Annotated in this window: 17 protein-coding genes; 8 read left to right on the top strand and 9 right to left on the bottom strand. The window is 60.9% G+C overall.

What is annotated here, in order from left to right; all coding sequences use genetic code 11:
- Positions 1-6 precede the first annotated feature (6 nt).
- Positions 7-1329: an MGH1-like glycoside hydrolase domain-containing protein gene (locus VFU66_RS12335; protein WP_326446561.1), complete on the bottom strand. Its 1323-nt coding sequence runs from the start codon at positions 1327-1329 to the stop codon at positions 7-9.
- 134 nt (positions 1330-1463) lie between these two features.
- Here VFU66_RS12335 and VFU66_RS12330 point away from each other — a divergent pair, with 134 nt between their 5' ends.
- A complete protein-coding gene (locus VFU66_RS12330; protein ID WP_326446560.1) occupies positions 1464-2606 on the top strand; it encodes an A/G-specific adenine glycosylase in 1143 nt (380 codons plus the stop codon).
- 58 nt (positions 2607-2664) lie between these two features.
- Complete coding sequence (locus VFU66_RS12325) at positions 2665-4329, top strand: M28 family peptidase (RefSeq protein WP_326446559.1); 1665 nt, start codon at positions 2665-2667, stop codon at positions 4327-4329.
- A gap of 77 nt (positions 4330-4406) precedes the next feature.
- Here VFU66_RS12325 and VFU66_RS12320 read toward each other — a convergent pair whose 3' ends face one another.
- Positions 4407-4775, bottom strand: coding sequence for a hypothetical protein (locus VFU66_RS12320; protein WP_326446558.1), 369 nt, complete (start codon positions 4773-4775; stop codon positions 4407-4409).
- 554 nt (positions 4776-5329) lie between these two features.
- On the opposite strand from VFU66_RS12320, the gene VFU66_RS12315 reads away from it, so the two are divergent.
- Positions 5330-5755, top strand: coding sequence for an OsmC family protein (locus VFU66_RS12315; protein WP_326446557.1), 426 nt, complete (start codon positions 5330-5332; stop codon positions 5753-5755).
- A gap of 58 nt (positions 5756-5813) precedes the next feature.
- Here VFU66_RS12315 and VFU66_RS12310 read toward each other — a convergent pair whose 3' ends face one another.
- Together VFU66_RS12310 and VFU66_RS12305 are read right to left on the bottom strand one after the other, a co-directional pair.
- On the bottom strand, positions 5814-6737 hold the full coding sequence (locus tag VFU66_RS12310; protein WP_414649433.1) for a cation diffusion facilitator family transporter: 924 nt from the start codon (positions 6735-6737) through the stop codon (positions 5814-5816).
- A 101-nt stretch (positions 6738-6838) separates the two neighbouring features.
- The gene (locus VFU66_RS12305; protein ID WP_326446555.1) at positions 6839-7336 is read right to left on the bottom strand and encodes a hypothetical protein; all 498 of its coding nucleotides are present in this window, start codon (positions 7334-7336) and stop codon (positions 6839-6841) included.
- Positions 7337-7739: 403 nt separating this feature from the next.
- Between VFU66_RS12305 and VFU66_RS12300 the strand changes: the two genes are divergently transcribed.
- The 4 genes from VFU66_RS12300 (at position 7740) to VFU66_RS12285 (ending at position 15494) form a co-directional block, all read left to right on the top strand.
- Positions 7740-9290, top strand: coding sequence for a hypothetical protein (locus VFU66_RS12300; protein ID WP_326446554.1), 1551 nt, complete (start codon positions 7740-7742; stop codon positions 9288-9290).
- Between the two features lie 63 nt (positions 9291-9353).
- On the top strand, positions 9354-9995 hold the full coding sequence (gene hslV / locus VFU66_RS12295) for an ATP-dependent protease subunit HslV (protein ID WP_326446553.1): 642 nt from the start codon (positions 9354-9356) through the stop codon (positions 9993-9995).
- A 25-nt stretch (positions 9996-10020) separates the two neighbouring features.
- Entirely contained in the window at positions 10021-11577 is a 1557-nt protein-coding gene (gene hslU, locus VFU66_RS12290; RefSeq protein WP_326446552.1) for an ATP-dependent protease ATPase subunit HslU, read from the top strand.
- 299 nt (positions 11578-11876) lie between these two features.
- Positions 11877-15494: a TonB-dependent receptor gene (locus VFU66_RS12285; protein WP_326446551.1), complete on the top strand. Its 3618-nt coding sequence runs from the start codon at positions 11877-11879 to the stop codon at positions 15492-15494.
- Positions 15495-15567: 73 nt separating this feature from the next.
- Here VFU66_RS12285 and VFU66_RS12280 read toward each other — a convergent pair whose 3' ends face one another.
- The 3 genes from VFU66_RS12280 to VFU66_RS12270 all read right to left on the bottom strand — a co-directional run bounded on the left by VFU66_RS12280 (position 15568) and on the right by VFU66_RS12270 (position 19091).
- Complete coding sequence (locus VFU66_RS12280; protein ID WP_326446550.1) at positions 15568-16563, bottom strand: transaldolase; 996 nt, start codon at positions 16561-16563, stop codon at positions 15568-15570.
- Between the two features lie 523 nt (positions 16564-17086).
- Positions 17087-17923 (bottom strand): fumarylacetoacetate hydrolase family protein, encoded by an 837-nt coding sequence (locus VFU66_RS12275; protein ID WP_326446549.1) that lies wholly within the window; start codon positions 17921-17923, stop codon positions 17087-17089.
- A gap of 37 nt (positions 17924-17960) precedes the next feature.
- Positions 17961-19091: a fibronectin type III domain-containing protein gene (locus VFU66_RS12270; protein ID WP_326446548.1), complete on the bottom strand. Its 1131-nt coding sequence runs from the start codon at positions 19089-19091 to the stop codon at positions 17961-17963.
- A gap of 223 nt (positions 19092-19314) precedes the next feature.
- On the opposite strand from VFU66_RS12270, the gene VFU66_RS12265 reads away from it, so the two are divergent.
- Complete coding sequence (locus VFU66_RS12265) at positions 19315-20031, top strand: helix-turn-helix domain-containing protein (protein WP_326446547.1); 717 nt, start codon at positions 19315-19317, stop codon at positions 20029-20031.
- Here the strand turns inward: VFU66_RS12265 and VFU66_RS12260 are convergent.
- A complete protein-coding gene (locus VFU66_RS12260) occupies positions 20028-20636 on the bottom strand; it encodes a TetR/AcrR family transcriptional regulator (protein ID WP_326446546.1) in 609 nt (202 codons plus the stop codon). The genes VFU66_RS12265 and VFU66_RS12260 overlap by 4 nt on opposite strands.
- Position 20637: 1 nt before the next feature.
- Positions 20638-21282, bottom strand: a 645-nt coding sequence (locus VFU66_RS12255) for an ABC transporter permease (protein WP_326446545.1), incomplete at its 5' end; no start/stop codon positions are given.

Genomic DNA, 21282 nt, shown 5'->3' with positions numbered 1-21282 from the left:
ACGATGCTACGCTGCGGGCTTCGATGCGTCAGCAGGCTTGCCGAGGCGGCGGATGTAGTCGAGATAGACGAGCGCGGCCGGCGAGTAGCCGCTGGGGTCGGCCTGCGTAAAGTCGCCGGTGAGCGGGTCCATCTGCTGCCGGAACTCAGTGTGGCGGCTGATGGCTTCGCACCACTGCCGCATCATGTGGTCTAGCGCGTCCTGCTTACCGTAGTAGGACATCCATCGCGGCGCACGCAGAGCGGTGAGCGCCTGCGTCGCTCCGCCCCAACTGTTGCGCGGGATGGGCCGCACGAACGAGGGATCGTCCATGGCGATGGAAGGCAGTGGATAGGGCGCCCAGAATGCCTTCGGGTTGTGAATCTGCCGCGTCCAGACGGCCTCGAAGATGGATTTATCGCGCGCGTTGTCGATTTTGAGGACGTGCTCGCCAAGCACACGGGTGATGACGTCGCCGCGCACGCGGACGAACTTGTTCTCGGCGTCGAGATCGTAGAAGGCGGCGTCTTTGGGGTCGTAGAGCTTTTCGATGATGAGGTTACGGATGGTCTCCGCATCAGCCTTCCAGCGGGCGGCTTCGTCGTGTTTGCCAAGCGCCGTGGCCATGTGGGCCAGCGCAACGCGCGCTCCATAGACGGTGGCCGAAAGGTCGGGGCACAGGCGCGGCATCGACGGAAGATCGGGGCACTTACGCGCATCTGCGTCCGGGCAGCGGTTGGGGATGCCCTTCCACCGCGGGCTGTTGTCGTGGCCTGTGTCGTAGGTGCAGAAGCCTTCGACCAGACCGGTCTTGCGCGTGTCGCGGTAGCGGCGCAGCCAGGCGTCCCAACGAGAGCAGGCTTTGTATGCGGTGACGAGCAGCTCGTCGTCGTCGGTGAGCTGCGAAAGCTCCCACGCTGTGGCGGCGATGGGGACGACCATCTGAATCTGGCCGTAGCCCACGTCGGACATCTTGATAGCTGCGGGAATCTGGCCTGCGGAGTCCGAACCCTCCGGACGCTGAAGCGCGAAGAACGCCATGTGGTTGTTGCGCGCGATCTCCAGCGGCGCGGGCTGGCCGGGCTGTTGCGGAATGTACTGCGCCAGCGTGCCGTAGACGAGACCCTCGTGTGGGCCACACTCCTGCCAGATGCCCGGATACACAGCGCCTTCGATGAGCACAGGCTTGCTGTAATGGGGCAGCGTGCGGATATTGCCAGTCAGCGTGGTGACGGCGGCGTCCCACGTGCGCTGCCAGCGCGGGTCGTTGCCGGGGAAGCTGGGGACAGCGGGGGCCTTGGCGGGCGTAGTCACAGCGCCGGTCTGGGCGAGAGTCGTGCGCGGGAGCATCGTCGCTCCTGTCGCGAGCGCGGCGAGTTTGAGAAAGTCTCTGCGTTCAAGGGCGGACCGGGAAGGATTCTGGCGAAACATGGCTAAGACAAGTTTAGACCGTCAAGCCGACCGAGATTGTAGACTGGCAGGCGATGGGTGAACCCGAGCAACTGAGAGACGGAGCGGAACAGCGGTCTTTTGACAGCACCGAGCAGGAGATTGCGCTGTTCCGGCGCAGGCTTATGGGGTGGTATCGGAGCCATGCGCGCGACCTGCCGTGGCGCGGCGTTGACGACCCGTACCGCACATGGGTCTCCGAAGTGATGCTCCAGCAGACGCGCGTGGCCGCAGTGCTCGAACATTACGAGCGGTTCCTGCGGGCATTCCCCACGCTGGTCGCGCTGGCGCTGGCGCCGGAGTCGGCGGTGCTGGCGGCGTGGTCCGGCCTGGGCTATTACCGGCGCGCGCGCATGTTGCACAAAGCTGCAAAGTTCATCCTGCGCGAGCGCGGCGGCGTACTGCCCGCCACCTCAGCCGAGCTGCGCACGCTGCCCGGAGTGGGCGAGTACACCTCTGCCGCGATTGCCAGCATCGCGTTCGGCGAGAGCATCGCTGTCGTGGACGGCAACGTCGAGCGCGTGCTCCTGCGCATCACTGGCCGGGATGAAGAAGGCACCGCCGCAGGACGCGCCTTCGTGCAGACGCAGGCTGCGCTTCTGGTGCCGAAGCGCAAGGTGACGGGCACGATCAATGCTGCGGGCGATCACAATCAGGCGATGATGGAGCTTGGCGCGACCATCTGCCTGCCGCGCGCGCCACTGTGTCTGCAGTGTCCGCTGTATGCCATGTGCCGGACACGAGGCGAGCACATTACGCCAAAGAAGCGCGGCCAACGCAGTATGCCTGCCGCCTATCTGCTCAGCCTGCGCAAACGCGGCACTTTGACTGAGGTGCTGCTCGAACGGCGCCCCGTCGACGCCAGCCTGATGGCTGGCATGTATGAGCTGCCGCCCTTGCCGCAGGATGCGGTCGCAGGCAGAGAGCCGCTGCTGCGCCTGCGCCACTCCATCACGAACACGAACTATTACGTGCAGGTGTTCGCGCCGCGCGGAACGGAAGACCGCGCCTTGCGACGTGCCGTGCTTGCGGCCAAGAGCGACCTTTTCTGGACACGAACCAACCGGCTGGCGCAGGAGCCGCTGACCGGATTGGCGCGCAAGGTGCTTCAACGGCTGAACGTGATGGAGGTAACGCCGCTCAGACTGCCCGAGTCTGCAGCGGCCGTTCCGCGTTGAATGTCAGCGCGATTAAACTGGACGCCATGCGTCTTGCTATTTTCGAGGAGGTTGACTGATGAAGGTTCGTCTTTTGATAACCGGGGCAGCGTTCTGGTGTGCTTCCATGGGACTGGCCGCGCAGACAGTTCCGGCGACGGTGAAGAGGGCCGAGGCTTCGATCAACGGCGAGAACATCCGCGCACATGTGAAGTTTCTCTCCGACGATCTGCTGGAAGGGCGCGGGCCGGGGCTGCGCGGCAGCGAGATTGCCGCAAAATATATCGCCACTCAGTTTGCGCTCGATGGCCTGAAGCCCGCAGGAGACAACGGCACCTACTTTCAACAGGTCAAATTCGTTGGGATGAAGGTGGTCCCTGAAAAGACCAGCTTTGCGTTCGTGCCGGAGCACGGCGAAGCCATGCCTCTCACGTTCGGCGACGACTACACCGTGATGAACGAGACGCTGACGCCGGAGGCGACCGTCGATGCGCCGATCGTCTTCGTCGGCTACGGCATCACAGCGCCCGAGTTCGGCTGGGACGACTACGCCGGTGTGGACGTGAAGGGCAAGGTGATTCTGTGCATCGTGGGCGATCCGCCCTCGAACGATCCCAGGTTCTTCGGCGGCAAGACCCTGACCTACTACGGACGCTGGACGTACAAGTTCGAGCAGGCGGCGCGCAAAGGTGCAGTCGGCGCGCTTGTGATTCACCGCACGGACCTGGCCAGTTACGGATGGGACGTGGTGAAGAACTCGAACACCAGCGAGAAGACGTTTCTGCGCGACGACAAAAATCCTCAGCTCGAAGCCGCGAGCTGGGTTCAGCTTGAGGTCGCTCGCAGGCTGTTCGCGGCCAGCAGCATGAATCTCGACACCGAGATGGCCGCCGCGGGCAGGCGCGGATTCAAGGCCGTCGAGTTGCCCGTCAGATTGAAAGCAGACATCACAAGCAAGGTGCGGCCCTATGAGTCGCCAAACGTCGTGGGGATACTGCCCGGCGCGAATGCCGATGGAAGAGACCAGGCGGTGATGTACACCGCGCACTACGACCATCTGGGCTTCGTGCCCGGCATGAAGGGCGACAACATCTACAACGGTGCGGCGGACAACGCCTCCGGCTGCGGAATGCTGCTTGAACTGGCGCGTGCGTGGACAGCCATGGGCGTCAGGCCTCCACACTCCGTGATCTTCGCCAGCGTAACGGCGGAGGAGCAAGGGCTGCTCGGCTCCGAATATCTGGGGCAGCATCCACCGATTCCCGCCGGACAGATCGCGCTTGACATCAACTACGACATGATTCTGCCCATAGGCATTCCAGAACAGGTGGATGTGAACGGAGCGCAACGAACAAGCTTCTATCCCGAGGTCGAGGCCACAGCAAAAGGCATGGACCTGGCGATTGTGCCCGACCCGCACCCGGAGGCCGGTGACTACTATCGCTCCGACCACTTCAGCCTCTCCCGCGTGGGGATACCGGCCTTTTCGGTAGGCACGGGCGTGCTCTTCCAAGGGCATGACGCCGAGTGGGGCAGACAAGTGCTCGACGACTACACCGAGCACGACTATCACAACTTCTCCGACAACTATCATGCCGCCTGGGACTTCAGAGGCAACGCCAAGCTGGACCGCTTCGGCATGGAACTTGGATGGGAGGCAATCAGCGCACCCGCAACCATCCAGTGGAACACGGGCGACGAATTTGAAGCCGCGCGTAAGGCGAGCGAGCGCCAGCCTCGGTAGGAGAGAACTAGAAATAAAACGCTGTGTCCGGCGGCACAGCGTCCTATTCGGCAGCATACGAATAAGCCAAGGTCTTCTTATTGGAGAGGAGGAGCAGTCGCACCCTTGCTGTTGTAAGGCGAGTTCTCGTCTTTCTTGTCCTTCTTATGTTTCTTGTCCTGCTTCTTGTCCTGCGTGTCGCTGGACGGGTTCGTGGCGTCCGGTTGCGTTGTCGAGTTCGTTGCGTCCGGAGGTCCTTCCGGTCGCTGCTCGGAACCGGGCGGCGTGGTGGGTGTGGTGGGTGGACTTGCCTCAGCCGGCGGCACCTGCTTGGGTGGCGGGGCCTCGCTGGCCGGAGGCGTCTGGTTCTGGGGAGGAGTGGATTGCTGCTGAGCGAACATCGCCCCTCCGGTTGAAAGAAGAGCCAGGATCGTGAACTTGGCTACTGCACTCTGTTTGTGGTTCATATCGAGTTCCTCCTATTGCCGGATTATTGAGTGTTGGATGACGGTTTCCCGGGCATGATTGCCTCAAAATGACCCTGATCACATGACTGGGATAAAGCCGTTTTGCCATGCGGAAAACAATCTTCGAGGAGATGATAAGTATTCGTAATGGGCGAGTTACCCAAAACGACCGACGCAATGCGAAAACTTCAGGCTGTGCGCAGCCCAGGCAGCCTGAACGCATCCGGCGCGCCCGCTGGAAAGAATCCTGCAATCGCTTTGCCGAGCAGCACTAATAGAAATCAGCGCAACTGAGAAAGTAGCCGCAAGTGCGGCAGACGAGTTTGCAGCGATGGTCTTCCAGCCGTGAAGAACACGTGGGACAGAACCGCGAGTGATGCTCAGCTTCAAGAGGGCAGACGGCGGGCTGTGGCACTGGAGCAGATTCGGCTTCATGGATCGGACGCATTCAGAAAGATTAGCGCAGTGGTGGATTTTTCAATCGCATCGGTGGCGCGAGTGCATCGAACCAGTTACCGTAATTAAGGAATAGATCCAACCAGAAGGAGAACACTATGGACCGTAGCGCCAGCGCAGTTTGGAACGGCAGCCTGAAAGAAGGCAAAGGCACAATTTCAACCCAGAGCGGCACGTTGAAGGACACGCAATACAGCTTCAAGGCACGTTTTGCCGACGGAGTGGGAACCAATCCCGAGGAGCTGATCGCCGCGGCACACGCGGGTTGTTTCTCGATGGCGCTCAGCGCGCAGTTCACGAATGCCGGCTTTACGGCTGACTCGATCGAGACGACCGCCGTGCTGACGCTGGACCAGACCGGCGCCGCGCCCACCATTACGAAGATTCACCTGACGACGAAGGCGAAGGTACCCGGACTCGACAAGGCTAAATTCGACGAACTGGCGCACAACGCTGAAGTCGGCTGTCCGGTGTCGCGCGTACTGAAAGCAGCAACGATCACGCTCGACGCAACGCTGCTGTGATCTCCAGACACATCGCAATCCGCGCAGGGAACGGGCCCAGGCCTGTTCCCTGTTGTTTTTAATGCGAGTGGTCGTGACCGTGATCATGACCATGGTGGTGATGATCATGCGCACCGACGGCCTCAAGCTCAGGCGGGGCCGAGCAACCGTGCGTCGTCTCGCAGCCGGTGGTCTCGAACTGGATGGTGGTGTGCGTAATGTGGAAGCGGTCGCGCAGCGTATTGTTGATGCCGGTCAGAATATCGCCGCACTCCGACATCGGCATCTCCGCAATGGTGACGTGACTGGCCAATGCATGCGACCGCGACCCGAGCGACCAGACATGCAGATCATGGACATCGACCACTCCCGGCACCGACTGCATGGCCGTGCGCACGGCGCCTAGTTGCACATTGCTGGGCGTACCTTCGAGCAGGATATTGAGCGTCTCCCGCACGATGCCGATCGAACTCCACAGAATCATCGCGGCGATGATGATCGAGAGGATGGGGTCGATCCACATCATGCCGGTAAACAGGATCGCCAAGCCACCCACGATGACCGCAGCGGTCGAGAGCGTATCGCCGAGCATGTGCAGAAAGACGCTGCGAATGTTCACATCGCCTGAGAAACGCCACAGCAGCGTAGCGACGGTGCCGTTCATCAGCACACCGGCGGCAGCAACATACATCATCAGGCGCGGGTGCACCGTAACCGGCACAGCGAGCCGATGCAGCGCCTCAATCGCAATCCAGGCAGAGAGAACAATCAGCGTGACCGCATTGATGAACGCCGCCAGCACCCCGGCGCGCTGGTAGCCGAAGGTCTTCTCGTCGGTCGCCGGGCGCGACTGGAAATAAACAGCGACGAAGGAAAGCAGAATCGCGAGCAGGTCCGAGACATTGTGTCCGGCCTCCGAGATCAGGGCCAGCGAGTGGGCGCGGAGGCCGAAGAAAAATGTCGCCACCACATAGCCGAACGTCAGCGCCATCGAAATCTGCAAAACGCGCTGCATCCTGCGGTTTGGGGTGGCCACCATGTGCATGGGTTAAGTGTAGTCTGGGGCTATCGTGGATTCAACGAACGGCTTCAGAGGCAGGGCTTCTACGCTACTGAGTCCGTATGCGTCTCTGCGGTGTGAGACTGGGTCGCGTTCAGCCGCAGGCCGCTCCATGAGTCGGCGACAACGATACTGTTGCCGGGATTATGCGGAGCGTAGCGCACCTGAATCGGCAGGTCGGAACGGATACCGCGCACCTGCTCGGCCAGAGCCGAGACGTCCTGCGCGCACTCGTAGGTGACGCCCGCGATGCGGTAGTTGTAGACGATGATGTTCGGTGCGAGCGTTGCGGCATCGGGCATCTCCGGCTCGCCGGACGCTGCACTTGCTGCCTGATTGATCATCGTGTCCATAATCGTGCCGTCCGTAATGCGGCCGATGTGGGCGAGCATATCGCGGCGCTCGCGTTCGATCTCTTCGGCCGTGGGACGTTTGCGCGTCAGGAAATAGATGCTGACGCTGATGGCAGCCACGACACCCGCACCAAGAGCAGCCAGCGTCTGAGGTTCGCCGAGAGCGGGAGGCAGATGAGATGGAATCAAGTGGAACACGTGTCTCTGGAAGAAAGCATAGTTCAAACGGAAGCCGTCGAACACGAGAGGTGCTGACTGAGTAACGGACTTTTGTGGGATGGCAGAACAGACAAGGGTCACGTTTCCGGCAAGCAGGCTGGCCAGCTCCTGGATATTCCGGATGTCCTGAAGGTTGCACATTGAATCGCCTTCTGCTGTGTACGAATCCGTTGATCCGTTTCAGAGTTGCCTCGACCTCCGGACGCCGCTGCCGTCGTCCAGACACGGGCGGGGAGGGGACGGAGCCGAAACCTCACGATTTCACAGCGAATCAAGGAAGATGTAGACTCTCGTCGCAGTTCAAACCAATTCTTCCGGGGGCTGGATCGTGTCAAAGACAAAACCGGTAGTGACGATATTGGCAGGAGCGACCATGATGATGGTATGGGCAGGCGTTACTTCGCCATCCTGCGCACAGTCAGCAGTAGACCTTGCACCGGCGCACATGCCCCTCGTAGGCGCGGTCGACGAACGCTACCAGTCCTACAACATTGAGATGGTGGAGGTCACAGGTGGGCGCTTCTGGGCCCCCTACAAAAGTAGCAGCGCCTCAGCGCCTGCCGAGCAACCGAAAGCGGGCGGGCCTGCCGGAATGGACCCTTCGATGTATCGCTACCGTCCACCGGTCGATCTCGGGAATCCTCGTCTGCGCAAGCTGGCCGCGGCGCTTGGGCCGGCATATGTTCGGGTCAGCGGGACCTGGGCCAACTCAACCTGGTTTGACGACTCCAATGGTCCCGCACCGAAGACGCCGCCCGCAGGCTTTGGCGACATCCTGACGCGGCAGGAGTGGAAGGGCGTGATCGACTTCGGCAAGGCAGCGGATGCGAAGATCGTGACCTCGTTCGCCATCAGCCCCGGCGTGCGCGGCGCAAACGGCGTGTGGACGCCGGTCGAAGCGAAGAAGATCGTGGCCGCTACAAAGGCAGATGGCGGCAGCATCGCAGCAGCAGAGATGTTCAACGAGCCGAACTTTGCCTCGATGGGCGGCGCACCGAAAGATTACGATGCGGCAGCATACGGGCGTGACTTCAAAGCGTTTCTCGCATTCGCGCGCCAGGATGTACCCGAGATGTTAGTGGCCGGGCCGAGCGCCGTGGGCGACATCGGCATGATGGACCACATGCCCGCCAGTATGCACGGGCTTCGCGCAGAGGACCTGTTGCATGCGGAAGGGCCGGGGCTCGATGTCTTTTCGTATCACTTCTACGGCGGCGTCTCCCAGCGTTGCGCGCGCATGGGCAACATTCCGCACTCCTCGCCGGAGACGGCGCTGTCGAACGAGTGGCTCTCGCTCACGGAGCGCGATGAGGAGTTTTATGCTGCGCTGCGCGACAAGTACGCTCCAGGCAAGCCGATATGGCTGACGGAGACGGGCGAGACGGCGTGTGGCGGCGATCCCTGGGCCTCGGACTTCATCGACAGCTTCCGCTACCTGAACCAGCTCGGCGCGCTGGCCAGACGCGGCGTGCAGGTGGTGATGCACAACACGCTCGATGCAAGCGACTACGGGCTGATCGACGAGAACACACTCGTGCCGCGACCGAACTACTGGGCCGCATTGCTCTGGCGCAGGATGATGGGAACGACGGTGCTCGATGCGGGCACCTCGCCCTCGGAGAACCTGCATCTCTATGCACAGTGTCTGCGCAACGAGCCGGGCGGTGTCGCGCTGTTGGCCATCAACGCCGACCGGACGGCTTCGGCCACGCTTGATGTGCCGGTGAAGTCGGAGCGGTATACGCTCTCGGGCGAGCTGATGTCGGACAAGGTAAGCCTGAATGGTAAGGAGCTGAACGTGACGGCGTCGGGCGACCTGCCGGAGATTCGCGGCAAGGCGCAGAAGGCCGGCCGCGTCGAACTTGCTCCTGCAACAATTACGTTTCTGGCCATTAAGGACGCAGGCAACCAGGTCTGCCGGTAAGTGAGCCTTCAGGCAGCAGACGCGGGGGTGAGGTTGGGATTGGCGATATACTGAGAAGTACCCATGAAAGCGCCTTTATCTTCCTTATCCAGGCTGTCCGCCCCGAAAAAACCCATCTCCGGTGCAACGCCTTCCGCTCATCCGCTCGATCTGGGCGAGGGGCGACGCATTCGTTCGACGACCGTCATCTGCGTGCGGCGGGGCGACTCGGTAGTCATGGCCGCCGACGGGCAGGTGTCGCTGGGCGCGACGGTGATGAAGGGCACGGCGAAGAAGATTCGCAAGCTCTACAACGACAAAGTCCTGGCCGGGTTCGCCGGCTCGACCGCCGATGCCTTCAGCCTCTTCGCGCGCTTCGAAACCAAGCTCGAGCAATATGCAGGCAACCTCGGCCGCGCCGCAGTCGAGCTGGCCAAGGACTGGCGCACCGACAAGATGCTCCGCCAGCTTGAGGCGCTCTTGATCGTCACCGACGCGAAGCAGACGTTTCTGCTCTCGGGCACCGGCGACGTCATCGACCCGGACGAAGGCATTGCGACCATCGGCTCCGGCGGCAGCTACGCGCTGGCCGCCGCGCGGGCGCTCCTGCAAAACACAGATCTGAATGCACGGGAGATTGCCGTCAAATCGCTGACCATCGCCGGGCAGATCTGCATCTATACCAACGACCAGATGACGATTGAAGAGTTGAAGACCAGCTCGTAACTTCTGGCTGAAGAGGACCTCCGCAATGGCAATTTATCTACCGGGAACGGCTGACGATCAGGCGTTGGCGCTCGACGAGATGACTCCGCGTGAGATCGTCGCAGAGTTGGACAAGTATGTAGTCGGCCAGGGCGCGGCTAAGCGGGCGGTCGCCATCGCGCTGCGCAACCGGATGCGGCGGCAGAAGCTCTCGCCCGAGCTGGCTGACGAGATCATGCCGAAGAACATCATCATGATCGGGCCTACTGGCGTGGGCAAGACGGAGATTGCGCGGCGGCTGGCCAAGCTGACCAACTCGCCCTTCCTGAAGGTGGAGGCGTCGAAGTTCACCGAGGTGGGCTACGTGGGCCGCGATGTCGAGTCCATCGTGCGCGACCTGGTCGAGATCGCCATCGATATGGTGCGCGAGGAGAAGATGGAGGAGGTCGAGGACAAAGCGGAAATGGCCGCCGAAGACCGTCTGCTCGACCTGCTGCTGCCTCCGGCACCGGCGGCCCCCGCCCCTGCGCCCGGCGCGGCGATTCCGTTGCCTGCGGCGACTCCTGACGGCGAGAAGCCGGGCGAGCGCGAGCAGAGGAACCGCGAGAAGCTGCGGCAGCAGTTCCGCGAGGGCAAGCTGGACGAGCGCATCGTCGAGCTGGACGTGCGCGACAAGAACATGCCGAGCTTCGAGGTCATCACCAACCAGGGCACCGAAGAGATGGACATCAACCTCAAGGACATGCTGCCCGGACTCTTCGGCCAACGGACCAAGAAGAGGAAGATGAAGGTGACGGAGGCCTTCGATTACCTGGTGCAGGAGGAGGAGGGCCGGCTGGTCGATATGGACCAGGTGACGCGGCTGGCGGTCGAGCGGGTCGAGGACTCGGGGATGGTCTTCCTGGACGAGATCGACAAGATTGCCGGGCGTGAGGGCGGCCATGGGCCTGATGTCTCACGCGAGGGCGTGCAGCGCGACATACTGCCTATTGTCGAGGGAACCACTGTCAACACGAAGTATGGCATGGTCTCGACGGACCACATTCTCTTCATCGCAGCCGGAGCGTTCCATGTCTCGAAGCCAAGCGACCTGATTCCCGAGCTTCAGGGACGGTTTCCTATCCGGGTCGAGCTGCAATCTCTTACGGTTGAGGACTTTGTGAGGATCCTGACAGAGCCGAAGTCGTCTTTGGTGAAGCAGTCGATGGCCCTGCTTGAAACCGAGGGGCTGAAGCTGGAGTTCACCAAGGAGGCGATTGCCGAGATGGCTCAGTTCGCCTTCCGGGTGAACGAGACGACGGAGAACATCGGGGCGCGGCGGCTGCACACGATCCTCGAGCGGGTGCTCGATGAGATCAGCTTCCAGGCGCCGGACCTGTTCAAGAGCCCGCGCACGGAGGCGACCGACGAGGGCGTGGTCGCCGAGGTCCATGCGTCTGCTCCGCTGACGGGCGAGACGCAGAAGCCGCTGCCTCCCTTACCTGTCATCGAGCGGAAGACGGAGACCGGAGTCGAGAAGGTGATCGTCGTCGATCCGGAGTACGTGCGGCAGCAGGTGGCCTCGATTGTGAAGGACCAGGACCTGAGCCGGTACATTCTGTAGCGACTTACCACAAATCTGGAACCTGAAACGCGGATTGTTCCACGTGGAACAATCCAAGGCACTCCTGTGGCCATGCGTTCTCGGCCTGCCTCGCCGCGTCCGGGGTGGTTGTCAGACGTCCAAAACGTGCAGAAAATGCTGCGCATTTGCCTAGTACTTTTTCACATTGCTAATTACTTTGACTAAATACATCTCGTTGCCTATGATTTGGCATCGCTTTAACGCTAACGTAATCCACGGCCACGGTCTTTTCTTACGAACTGTAGTTGATTTGTAGCACTTCTTTTCAGGAGGACTTTATGAATCAGCAGGCGCAAGTTACCGGCAGCATCTATAGGCTACTTCAGGCGATACGGATCGGGTTCATCGCGGCGCTCGTATTGGCAGGCTCGGTCGCTCCATCGCAAACGATTACAGGCAGCATCAACGGCACCGTAACCGACCCCTCCGGGGCGGTGGTGCCCAACGCAAAAGTAACGGCGACCAACGTCAACACCGGGGTCGTCACGACAACAACAACCAACAACGACGGTCTCTACAACATCCGCTTTCTCCAGATTGGCAGCTACAAGGTTACAGTGGAGTCTGCGGGGTTTGCCTCGGCGGCGCTTGGGCCGTTCGTGCTGGAGACCGGCCAGAACGCGAAGATTGACGCGAAGCTGGTGTTGGCCAGTCAGACGCAGAACGTGCAGGTCGAGGCTAGCGTCGCTCCGCTGCTGAACACGGAAAACCCGACGCTGGCAACGACGCTCGATACGCGCGCGATTGAGAACGTGCCGCTGGTCAGCCGCAACATCATTGCCCTGACGATGTTTCTGCCAGGCGCCATCAGTACGAATCCCAATGGTTTTGTGAATCAGGCAGCAGTCTCAGGGCCGATCAGCGCCAATCAGACGGTCTCGATTAACGGTAATCGGCAGCAGGCAAACCAGTACCTGCTCGACGGCATGAACATCAACCAGACACTGGACGACATCCCGGGCTACAGCCCCAGCGTGGACGCGATCGGGCAGGTGCAGGTCATATCGGCCAACGCTCCGGCGGAGTACGGCAACGTACTCGGCGGCGATGTCCTGTACCAGACCAAGAGCGGCACCAATCAGTTTCATGGCAGCGCATTTTACTTCCTGACCAACTACTTGCTGAACGCAAACACGTGGGCCAATAAACACGGCTCGACGATCATTCCGAGGAACTCGTTTACGCGGAATATCTTCGGCGGCACGATTGGCGGTCCCCTGCTGCACGACCGTTTGTTTTTCTTCGGCGACTATCAGGGCGGGCGGTATCACTCCGGCGGTATTACAACGGCAACCGTGCTGACCCAGAAAGAGAGGACGGGCGACTTTTCTGAGCTGCTCGATCCATCGTTGATGTGCTCAGGCGACCAGGGTCTCACGGCTGGGAACTACGTGCTGATCAATGGGATCAAGTGCAAGTCCGACAGCCGCCTGATTCAGCTGTACGACGCGACCCAGGCGGGCGCGCCCGCTTACGCGAACAATAAGATCCCCATTACGAATCCTGCCGCCATTTACCTGCTCTCGCATCCTGAGATCTATCCACTGCCCAATCGTGCGCCGGACGCGAGCAATACACCTGCGACACACAATTATCAGGGGCCGACCAAGACCCGCAATTATGGCGACCAGTTTGACATCAGGGTTGACTGGAAGGCGAGCGACAAGGATAGTCTCTCGGTCCGCTTTACCAAAGCGGACAGCGGCCAGACCAACAGGAATCCGCTGCTGACCAGCTTTACCAGCGCGCCTACATTCCCAGTGCGCGGTGTGGCCATCAACGAGATCCATACCTTCAATGCTTCGCTTGTGAATGAATTTCGCGCAGGCTACACACGCATCCAGAATAACGGCGCCGTGCTGCTGGATCCCTCGGGCGTTTTCGGACTGAATGGCAACAAGATTCTCGGCATCAGCAGTAACTCTCCCAGCGGGCAGACGCAGGCATTCGCAGGATTTGCGGTGATGGGGTTTGGAAACTCCAACAGCCCGCAAGGCTTCACCGCTTCGAACGGAACCGAGTACACCAACCTGGGCAACGCGAACCTGGGTACCAACTACACGCTGAACACTTTTCTGTATGGCGACAACTTCACGTGGCTCAAGAACCGGCATACGTTCAAGTTTGGTGTGCAGTTCATGCGCCAGCAGCAGAACAACTTTTATCCGGGCAATGACGGTTCGCTCGGCGGCTTCTACTTCCTCGGCGCGGGCACAGCTTCTCCCACGGCCAATCCAAACGGCTATTCCAACACCGGATACGCCGCGTCAGACTTTCTGCTGGATCGAGCGGGCTTCGTCAGCAAGGGCGGCGTGGCTGGCCCGGTGGGGATGCGCTCGTGGCGCGATGCGTACTTTATTCAGGACGACTGGAGGATGCTCGATAACCTGACGGTCAACATCGGCGTGCGGTACGAGTACGTGCAGCCGATCTACGAGGTCAATAACAAGATGTCCACCATTGATCCGGACAATCCCGCAGTGATTCTGCTGGCAGGAACTCCTCAGGCCAGGGCAGCCGGTTACGGCCGCGCGCTGGTCGATCCGTTCTACGGCAGCGTGATGCCGCGCATCGGCTTTGCCTGGTCGGCGACTCCACGCTGGGTGCTGCGCGGTGGATACGGCCTGCAAAACTTTATGGAAGGAACAGGCGCAAACCTGCGCATGACGACCAACCTTCCTTTCCAGTCCACGTATCAGGCAAGCGGTGTGCAGGCAACAACGACGAATGTAGGCAGCTTTTTCAAGATTGAAGACGGCTTTAGCAATCCCGCTTCCGGCGCGAAGCCGTCAGGCGGCGTCTACAACGTGTGGAATAAGCACATCAAGCCGGAGTTCATCGGCATGTACAGCATGACGCTGGAGTATCAGTTGAGCAATACGGCGTCGGTGCAGGCGGGCTATATCGGCGAGACCGGACAACACCTTGTGACCGCGAACCAGCGGAACCAATTGCACAACCCCTGCATCATTGGCGGCATCGTGCAGAGCGCGGCGACGCCCAACCCCAGTGCAACATGCCTGGCGCAGGCCCCTGCTCCGTTCTATACGACTCCGGGTGTCGGCTACAACGGCGTGATTCGCTATACGGACTCGAACGCCGTAATGAACTATAACGGTCTGCAAACGACCTTCCGGCAAAGGCCGTGGAAGGGTCTACAGTACACGGTGAACTATACCTGGAGCCATGCGATGACAAACAGCGTAGGCTTCTACGGCGTTCCGAGCGTAACTGTATCGAGCGCATATGCGGAGAACGTTTATAACATGCACAACGAGTATGGTCCGGCAGGACAGGACGTGCGCCATGCTATCAACTGGAACATGGTTTACGATCTTCCGGTTGGCCGCGGACGGATGTTTGGTTCCGCCATGCCGCTGATTCTGGACGAGATCGTCGGTGGTTGGAGGCTCGGCATGACCGGCGTCAGTTACACCGGCTTCCCGGTCAACATCAACACGTCGAGCAACAACTCCGGGGTGAATGGCAACTCGCAGCGAGCCAACCACTATCGCAAGCTGAAGATTGTCCATCGCTCAGCCACAAATTGGTTCGGAACCGATCCTTCGGCAACTCCATGCACGACCCCAGGGGTTGACAATGGCGTCTGTGCTTATGGCCAACCCGCGGCTGGAACCTTTGGAACGTCGCGCCCGACTCCGGAGCGTGCTCCGGGCTTCCAGAGCTATGGAGCTTCCGTGACTAAGGATTTCACCGTCTGGCACGAGAACCAGATTAACTTCCGCGTGGACGCTGACAACCTCTTCAACAGTGCCTATCTCGGCAACCCGGTTGGCAACGTTCAATCGAACTCGTTTGGAAATATCGCCGGACAGACAACTCCTGTGCGGTCTGGCCCAAGACAGCTTCAGCTTTCCATGAAGTACCACTTCTAACCAAACAGAAAGCCCGGACTCGTCGGAGGAGTCCGGGCTTTCTTGTGTTCTGAAGATGAAATTTGTTCTGAGTCTAGCGAGCGGCGACGGGCTCGCTGATTTCGCTGACGCGCTTTTCGAGGCTCAGCTCCAGCTCTTCGAGCGCCTTCGAGAAGCCGTCGATGCCTTCCTTGAGCTTGTCGGAAGCCATGCGATCGGCGGCGTGCATCTTGTCGAAGGTGGCCTTGTCCATGGGGATCTTTTCGATCTTCATCGCTTTGGCCTTTTCCGGGTCGAGCTTGCGGACAAGGGTGCCCTGTGCGGCTTCGAGCTCACCGAGCAGCTTGGGGGCAATGGTGAGGAGATCGCAGCCGGCCAGCTCGATGAGTTCTCCGGTATTGCGGAAGCTGGCTCCCATGACGACGGTCTTGTAGCCGAAGTGTTTGTAGTAGTTATAGATCTCGGTGACAGACTGGACGCCGGGGTCGTCCGCGCCTACGTAGTCCTTGCCGGTGTCCTTCTTGTACCAGTCGAGAATGCGACCGACGAAAGGGGAGATAAGCGTGACCTTCGCCTCGGCGCTGGCGATGGCCTGATGCAGACCGAAGAGGAGGGTCATGTTGCAGTGGATGCCCTCTTTTTCGAGAATCTCGGCAGCCTTGATGCCCTCCCACGTAGAGGCGAGCTTGATGAGGACACGCTCGCGCGAGATGCCAGCCTTCTCGTATTGGGCAATGATGTTGCGGGCGGTCTCGATGGACTTTTCGATGTCGTAGGAGAGGCGGGCGTCTACTTCAGTGGAGACGCGGCCGGGGATGATCTGGAGAATCTTGATGCCGAAGGCGACGGCGAGCGAATTGAACGCGAGATGCGCGACTTCTTTGTCGGAGGCGCTGGGGCCGGCCTCTTTGCGGGCCTGGCGGAGGCAGTCGTCCACGATGGACTTGTACTCGGGCTTCCCGGCGGCGGCCGCGATGAGCGAGGGGTTCGTCGTCGAATCCTGCGGCTTGTACTGCTGGATCGAGTTGATGTCGCCGGTGTCGGAGACGACGGTGGTCATACCACGAAGCTGTTCGAGAAGAGATGCCATGTTTTTGCTCCTTCGGTGTTACTACCATTTTACCAAGTTAGGCGGAGTCGCGTTGGAGCGGCCTGTATGGTTGGATGCGTTCCTGGTCGTTGGAGGAAAGCAGACAACGGCAATGACGGTTGCCTGGACTTTGTGCTGAAAAAGGGCGCTTGTGTTGGCTGGAGAGAAGGCCCGGGGCTAAGGCCCCTTGAATTCGGCGACTTTTTGGTGGGGCTGAAGAGGGTGATGAAAAAGTGTCTCGCCGGGAAGAAAGCGTACCTCGGCGGCTAAAGCCGCGTTGATTTTGCAGCGTTAGCGGCACGGCTGAAGCCGTGCCCTTAAGTAAAACTGACTTTTTCAGCACCCTCTGAAGCCCCCATACTCATCCAAAAGCAACGTGAGGATTTTTTTGGCACCGTCTTTGTGCCTTTCCCACCCATCGCCAAATGCGCGATGGATGGGCACCCCGGCGTTGGAGGAAAGTGCGGATTCCTTCGCTACGCTACGGAATGAATGGAAATGCCAGAAGAGAAGTGGAACGGGTTCACCCGGCAGCGAAGGTGTTTTCGAGGGTGCCGAGGCCGTCGATTTCGATCTGGACGCGGTCGCCGGGCTGGACGGGGCCGACTCCGGCGGGCGTGCCGGTGGGGATGAGGTCGCCGGGTTCGAGCGTCATGGTTGCGGTGATGTAGCGCATAAGGTACGCAATGGGGAAGATGAGATCGCGGGTGCTTCCCTGCTGTTTGACCGTGCCATTAAGCCGCGTCGTGACCGTGACTGGCGTGGGTGGCGTGGTCTCGGAGCCGCAGGGGTCGATGCCGCTGGAGACGATGGGGCCGGCAGGACAGAAGGTGTCGAAGCCCTTGCCGCGCGTCCACTGGCCGTCGGACTTCTGGATGTCGCGGGCGGTGACATCGTTGACGATGGTGTAGCCGCGAATGTAGGGGCGCACGTCTTCGGATGGATTGAGGTTGTGGCAACGGCGTCCGATGACGATGGCCAGTTCGCCTTCGTAATCGACGCGGCTGGAGAGAGCGGGCATGCGGACGACGCCCTTGGGCGCGAGCAGCGATGAGGGCGGCTTGAGAAAAAGCAGCGGCTCTTTGGGGACTTCGTTGCCGAGTTCGGCGGCGTGGTCGCGGTAGTTGCGGCCGACGCAGACGATCTTGGACGCATGCACGGGCGCGAGCAGATGCAGGTCGGTCAGCGAACGGGACTGGAAGCCGTCGCGCGACATGGGCGGGGCGAGCTGCGCAGCGAGGTCTTCTTCGGGCGGGTCCATCAGCTCGGAGGCCCAGAGTGCATTGTCGCGCTGCTCGACGAAGGTGTAGCGCGGGATGAAGGCCCCGGATTCGAGCGAGAGGAATTTTGCATAACGCATGGTTATAGCTCCTGGCTCATGGCTGTATCGTTGTGGCTCATGGCTGTGACTCCGGCATGGTTTGTTCGACGGCGGCGCTGGGCATGCTCTGGTTGCCTGTGGTGTCGATGGCGGTGACACGATAACTATAGGACTGGCCGGGGACGGCGGTCTGGTCGCTGAAGGCTGGACCGGTGATGGGCGTGACGGTGAGGCGTTGCGACGACGCTCCGGCCGGCGCGGCAGGCTGGCGATAGACGATGTAGCCTGCGAGATCGCTGTCTGGGACGGGCTCCCATGAGAGGTCGATGGAATGCGTGCCGGGAATGGCGGCGAGACCGGTGGGCGCGGCAGGCGGGAAGGTGTCGGTGAGTGTGACGGTGATGGGCAGCGATGGGTCGCTGCGCAGTTCGAGCGCATGGCCGGCAAGCACGATGCTGCGCACGCGCTGCGCGGTGTAGCGATAGGTCACGCGCTTTTGCGCGTTGCGGTCGAGCGTGCCCCCGGAATCGGAGGATGCGTCGCCTGTCTGAAGATGGATCTCAGCAGGCGTTGCAGGGGAGAGATTGGCGTGATGTCTGGGGGCGGGCTGAGAGGTATTGTTTGCAGGCTTCGCGGGCGCGGGGACGGGCTTTGCGATGAGAGTGCGATCGAGATCGACGACGAAGGCGGGCCCAGCTGTCCACTCGATCAGAATGCCTGAGCGGGTTGCGGCAGCGTGCAGTTGCTGGACGGGCGGAGGCGCTGCTCCTGAGGCGGCATAGGCGACAGGTGACGGGCCGGCGGTGCGGCCGTTGGCATTGAAGAGTCGAACGCGATAGAGAAGCAGCATGGCGGGGTCGCGCGTGAGTGTAGCAGGCAGGGGGTCCGTGGTCTCGGTTGCGCCGGGGGTGACGGTGAGCTTTTGAACTGGGACGCAGGCCGAGGCACGCGACGACGGGCGGGCTTCGCGGCAGACTTCGGCCGTGACAGGGCCTTTGATTTCAAGGTCATCGGTTGTGCGCGAAGGCGTGGTCCAGTGGAGCGCGACGGCATTGCCAACGCGCTGGGCGGAGAGATCCGCAACGATACCCGGAAGATGCAACGACGGCGGCTCGGGTGGACCGGGACTGGCGCAGCTGATGGCGAAAGCCAGCCATAGCATGGCGATAGCAGGCAACCAATTCAGGTTGGCGGAAAACTTCATCATTGACAGGCTAGCATTCCGGTCAGACTACACGCGGCGGTGGAATCTGCATCCAAGGGAAGTAGAGAACGAGTGCGAACATCCTTTGTATGAATTGCGCCATCTTTACTGCCAGGTCCAAATCTCAATTTGCCGGTGAGCGTCGATGAACAAGGACATAGCCCAGTCAACAGTTGTGTCTCGCAGTGGGATGGGCGAGGTTTCGCCCGACAGGAAGGCCACTGAGATGAATGTGGAAGCAGCAGAGATGTTTATTGCGGAGAAACGGATCGGCGAACGTATCAAATATCTTCGATTGAAAAAGTCGATGGGCCTGGTGGAACTGGGGCGGCATACGGGGCTTTCCGCAAGCTTCCTTTCGCAACTGGAGACAGGCCGCGTGGTGCCGACGCTGCGTAATCTCGCGCGGATTGCGATGGTCTTCTCGAAAGATCTGAACTACTTTTTTGAGCCGGAGCAGGAGACGCTGTTCCGCGTACACAGACGCGGCGAACGGGTGCGGCTGCCGCAGACGGGGGCCGATGACCCGTCGTACTTCTTCGAGAGCCTGGGGTATCTGGTGCCGGACCGCCAGCTTGACCCCTACTTTGCGGAGTTTCTTCCGGTGAAGACGGGGCGCGCGCCGAAGCCGCATCAACATGCGGGATGCGAGTTTCTGTATCTGCTGGCTGGCGCGCTGGATGTGCGGCATGGCGAGGCGACGCACCATATCGAAGCAGGCGATGCGATCTACTTCGACGCGGACACGACACATAGCTATGTTTGCAGCGGGGACACGCCCGCGACGGCGCTGATCGTCACGTTGCAGCATCCGCTGACGGCTCGGGTGCAGAGCGGATCGAATTTGGCCAATGGCACGAATGGCCGGGGTGTGCGGAGCATCTCGACGGGGATGTTGCAGCCGGTGGCGGCGGCTAAGAAGAACCTTCAGCGCATGCTCTAGCGGTTCTTGTGGGCAAGCTGCTTTTGGGGAGATTTCTGGAAGGCGCGCCAGAAGGCATCGACGACGCGCTCGGGAAGTTTTTCGGCGAGGCTCGGCTCGGAGCGTTGGAAGATGTGGCGGTAGAGCACGGGGCCAAGCAGCATGGCGAGCGAGAGGTTAATGTCTGGTTGCGGGACGAGTTCACCGCGGCGGACGCCTTGCTCGATCAGGCTCGTGAGTTCACGGCGTGGCGGCTCCATGGCCTGATGACGCCAGGCGTCGCCGAATTTGGGATGGCGGGCGGAGTAAGCGATCAGGTGCGGGGTGATGCGACGCTGGAGTGCGGCGCGGGCGCGTGGAGGCTGGAAGGATAGTACGGCAACCATGTCGGCGCGGGTGTTGCCGGTGTTGAAGTCGGGGCGCTCGTGATGGCCGTGGAGGTCGGCCATCGCGTCGAGCACGAGTGCCTCTTTATCGCGCCAGTGATTGTAGATGGTGGCTTTGCTGACACCGGCGCGGAGAGCGATGGCATCCATGCTGGCGGCGTCGATTCCCCGCTCCGCCATGAGGGCGATGGCGGCTTTGAGGACTTCGCTGTGGGCCTGGTTACTTTTCGGACGCGGCATCTCAGATCTGAATTCTTGAAAACAGCTTTGCGCCGATTGTAATGAACACCACCGACAGGCAGCAGAGCACGAGCGCGTCGAGGGTGAGGCTGAAGTAGCCCATCGAGGTGAGTACGCCACGCAAGGCATCGACGCCGTAGGTGAGCGGATCGAGGTGGGTAATCCACTTGAGCACGACGCCGAGACCGAACAGGGGAAACAGCGCGCCCGAGAGGAAGAAGATGGGCATGACGAGGAAGTTCATCACGAGCTGAAAGCCCTGCATGTCTTCGAGCACCGAGCCGATGGCCATGCCGAGCGAGGCGAAGACGAAGGCGATGAGCCCCATGAAGACGAACGCCAGCGGAATGGCGCTGATATGGTGCACGCGCAGCCCGGCGATGAAGCAGATGACAGCGATCAAGACTCCCTGGATGACTGCGACGGTGGCGCCGCCAAGCGTGCGGCCGACCATGACCTGGATACGCGGCACCGGCGCGACGAGCGTCTCCTTGAGGAAGCCGAACTGGCGGTCCCACAAGAGGCCGATGCCGGAGAAGACCGAGGTGAAGAGCACGGACATCGCAATGACGCCGGGTGCTACGAATTGCAGATAGCTGCCCTGGCCGGCCTTCTCGAAGATGGGACCGAGACCGAATCCAAGCGC

The sequence above is a fragment of the Edaphobacter sp. genome, from assembly GCF_035763405.1.
Taxonomy (GTDB): Bacteria; Acidobacteriota; Terriglobia; order Terriglobales; family Acidobacteriaceae; genus Edaphobacter.
This window is presented reverse-complemented; position numbering and strand designations above follow the sequence as displayed.

Coding starts and splice junctions, on each gene's coding strand:
- VFU66_RS12260 (WP_326446546.1), bottom strand. CDS start 20,636: ATGCCGCGTCCGAAAAGTAACCAGGCCCACAGCGAAGTCCTCAAAGCC.
- VFU66_RS12270 (WP_326446548.1), bottom strand. CDS start 19,091: ATGATGAAGTTTTCCGCCAACCTGAATTGGTTGCCTGCTATCGCCATG.
- hslU (WP_326446552.1), top strand. CDS start 10,021: ATGGCAATTTATCTACCGGGAACGGCTGACGATCAGGCGTTGGCGCTC.
- VFU66_RS12335 (WP_326446561.1), bottom strand. CDS start 1,329: ATGCTCCCGCGCACGACTCTCGCCCAGACCGGCGCTGTGACTACGCCC.
- VFU66_RS12265 (WP_326446547.1), top strand. CDS start 19,315: ATGAATGTGGAAGCAGCAGAGATGTTTATTGCGGAGAAACGGATCGGC.
- VFU66_RS12315 (WP_326446557.1), top strand. CDS start 5,330: ATGGACCGTAGCGCCAGCGCAGTTTGGAACGGCAGCCTGAAAGAAGGC.
- hslV (WP_326446553.1), top strand. CDS start 9,354: ATGAAAGCGCCTTTATCTTCCTTATCCAGGCTGTCCGCCCCGAAAAAA.
- VFU66_RS12300 (WP_326446554.1), top strand. CDS start 7,740: ATGATGATGGTATGGGCAGGCGTTACTTCGCCATCCTGCGCACAGTCA.
- VFU66_RS12330 (WP_326446560.1), top strand. CDS start 1,464: ATGGGTGAACCCGAGCAACTGAGAGACGGAGCGGAACAGCGGTCTTTT.
- VFU66_RS12280 (WP_326446550.1), bottom strand. CDS start 16,563: ATGGCATCTCTTCTCGAACAGCTTCGTGGTATGACCACCGTCGTCTCC.
- VFU66_RS12325 (WP_326446559.1), top strand. CDS start 2,665: ATGAAGGTTCGTCTTTTGATAACCGGGGCAGCGTTCTGGTGTGCTTCC.
- VFU66_RS12275 (WP_326446549.1), bottom strand. CDS start 17,923: ATGCGTTATGCAAAATTCCTCTCGCTCGAATCCGGGGCCTTCATCCCG.
- VFU66_RS12320 (WP_326446558.1), bottom strand. CDS start 4,775: ATGAACCACAAACAGAGTGCAGTAGCCAAGTTCACGATCCTGGCTCTT.
- VFU66_RS12285 (WP_326446551.1), top strand. CDS start 11,877: ATGAATCAGCAGGCGCAAGTTACCGGCAGCATCTATAGGCTACTTCAG.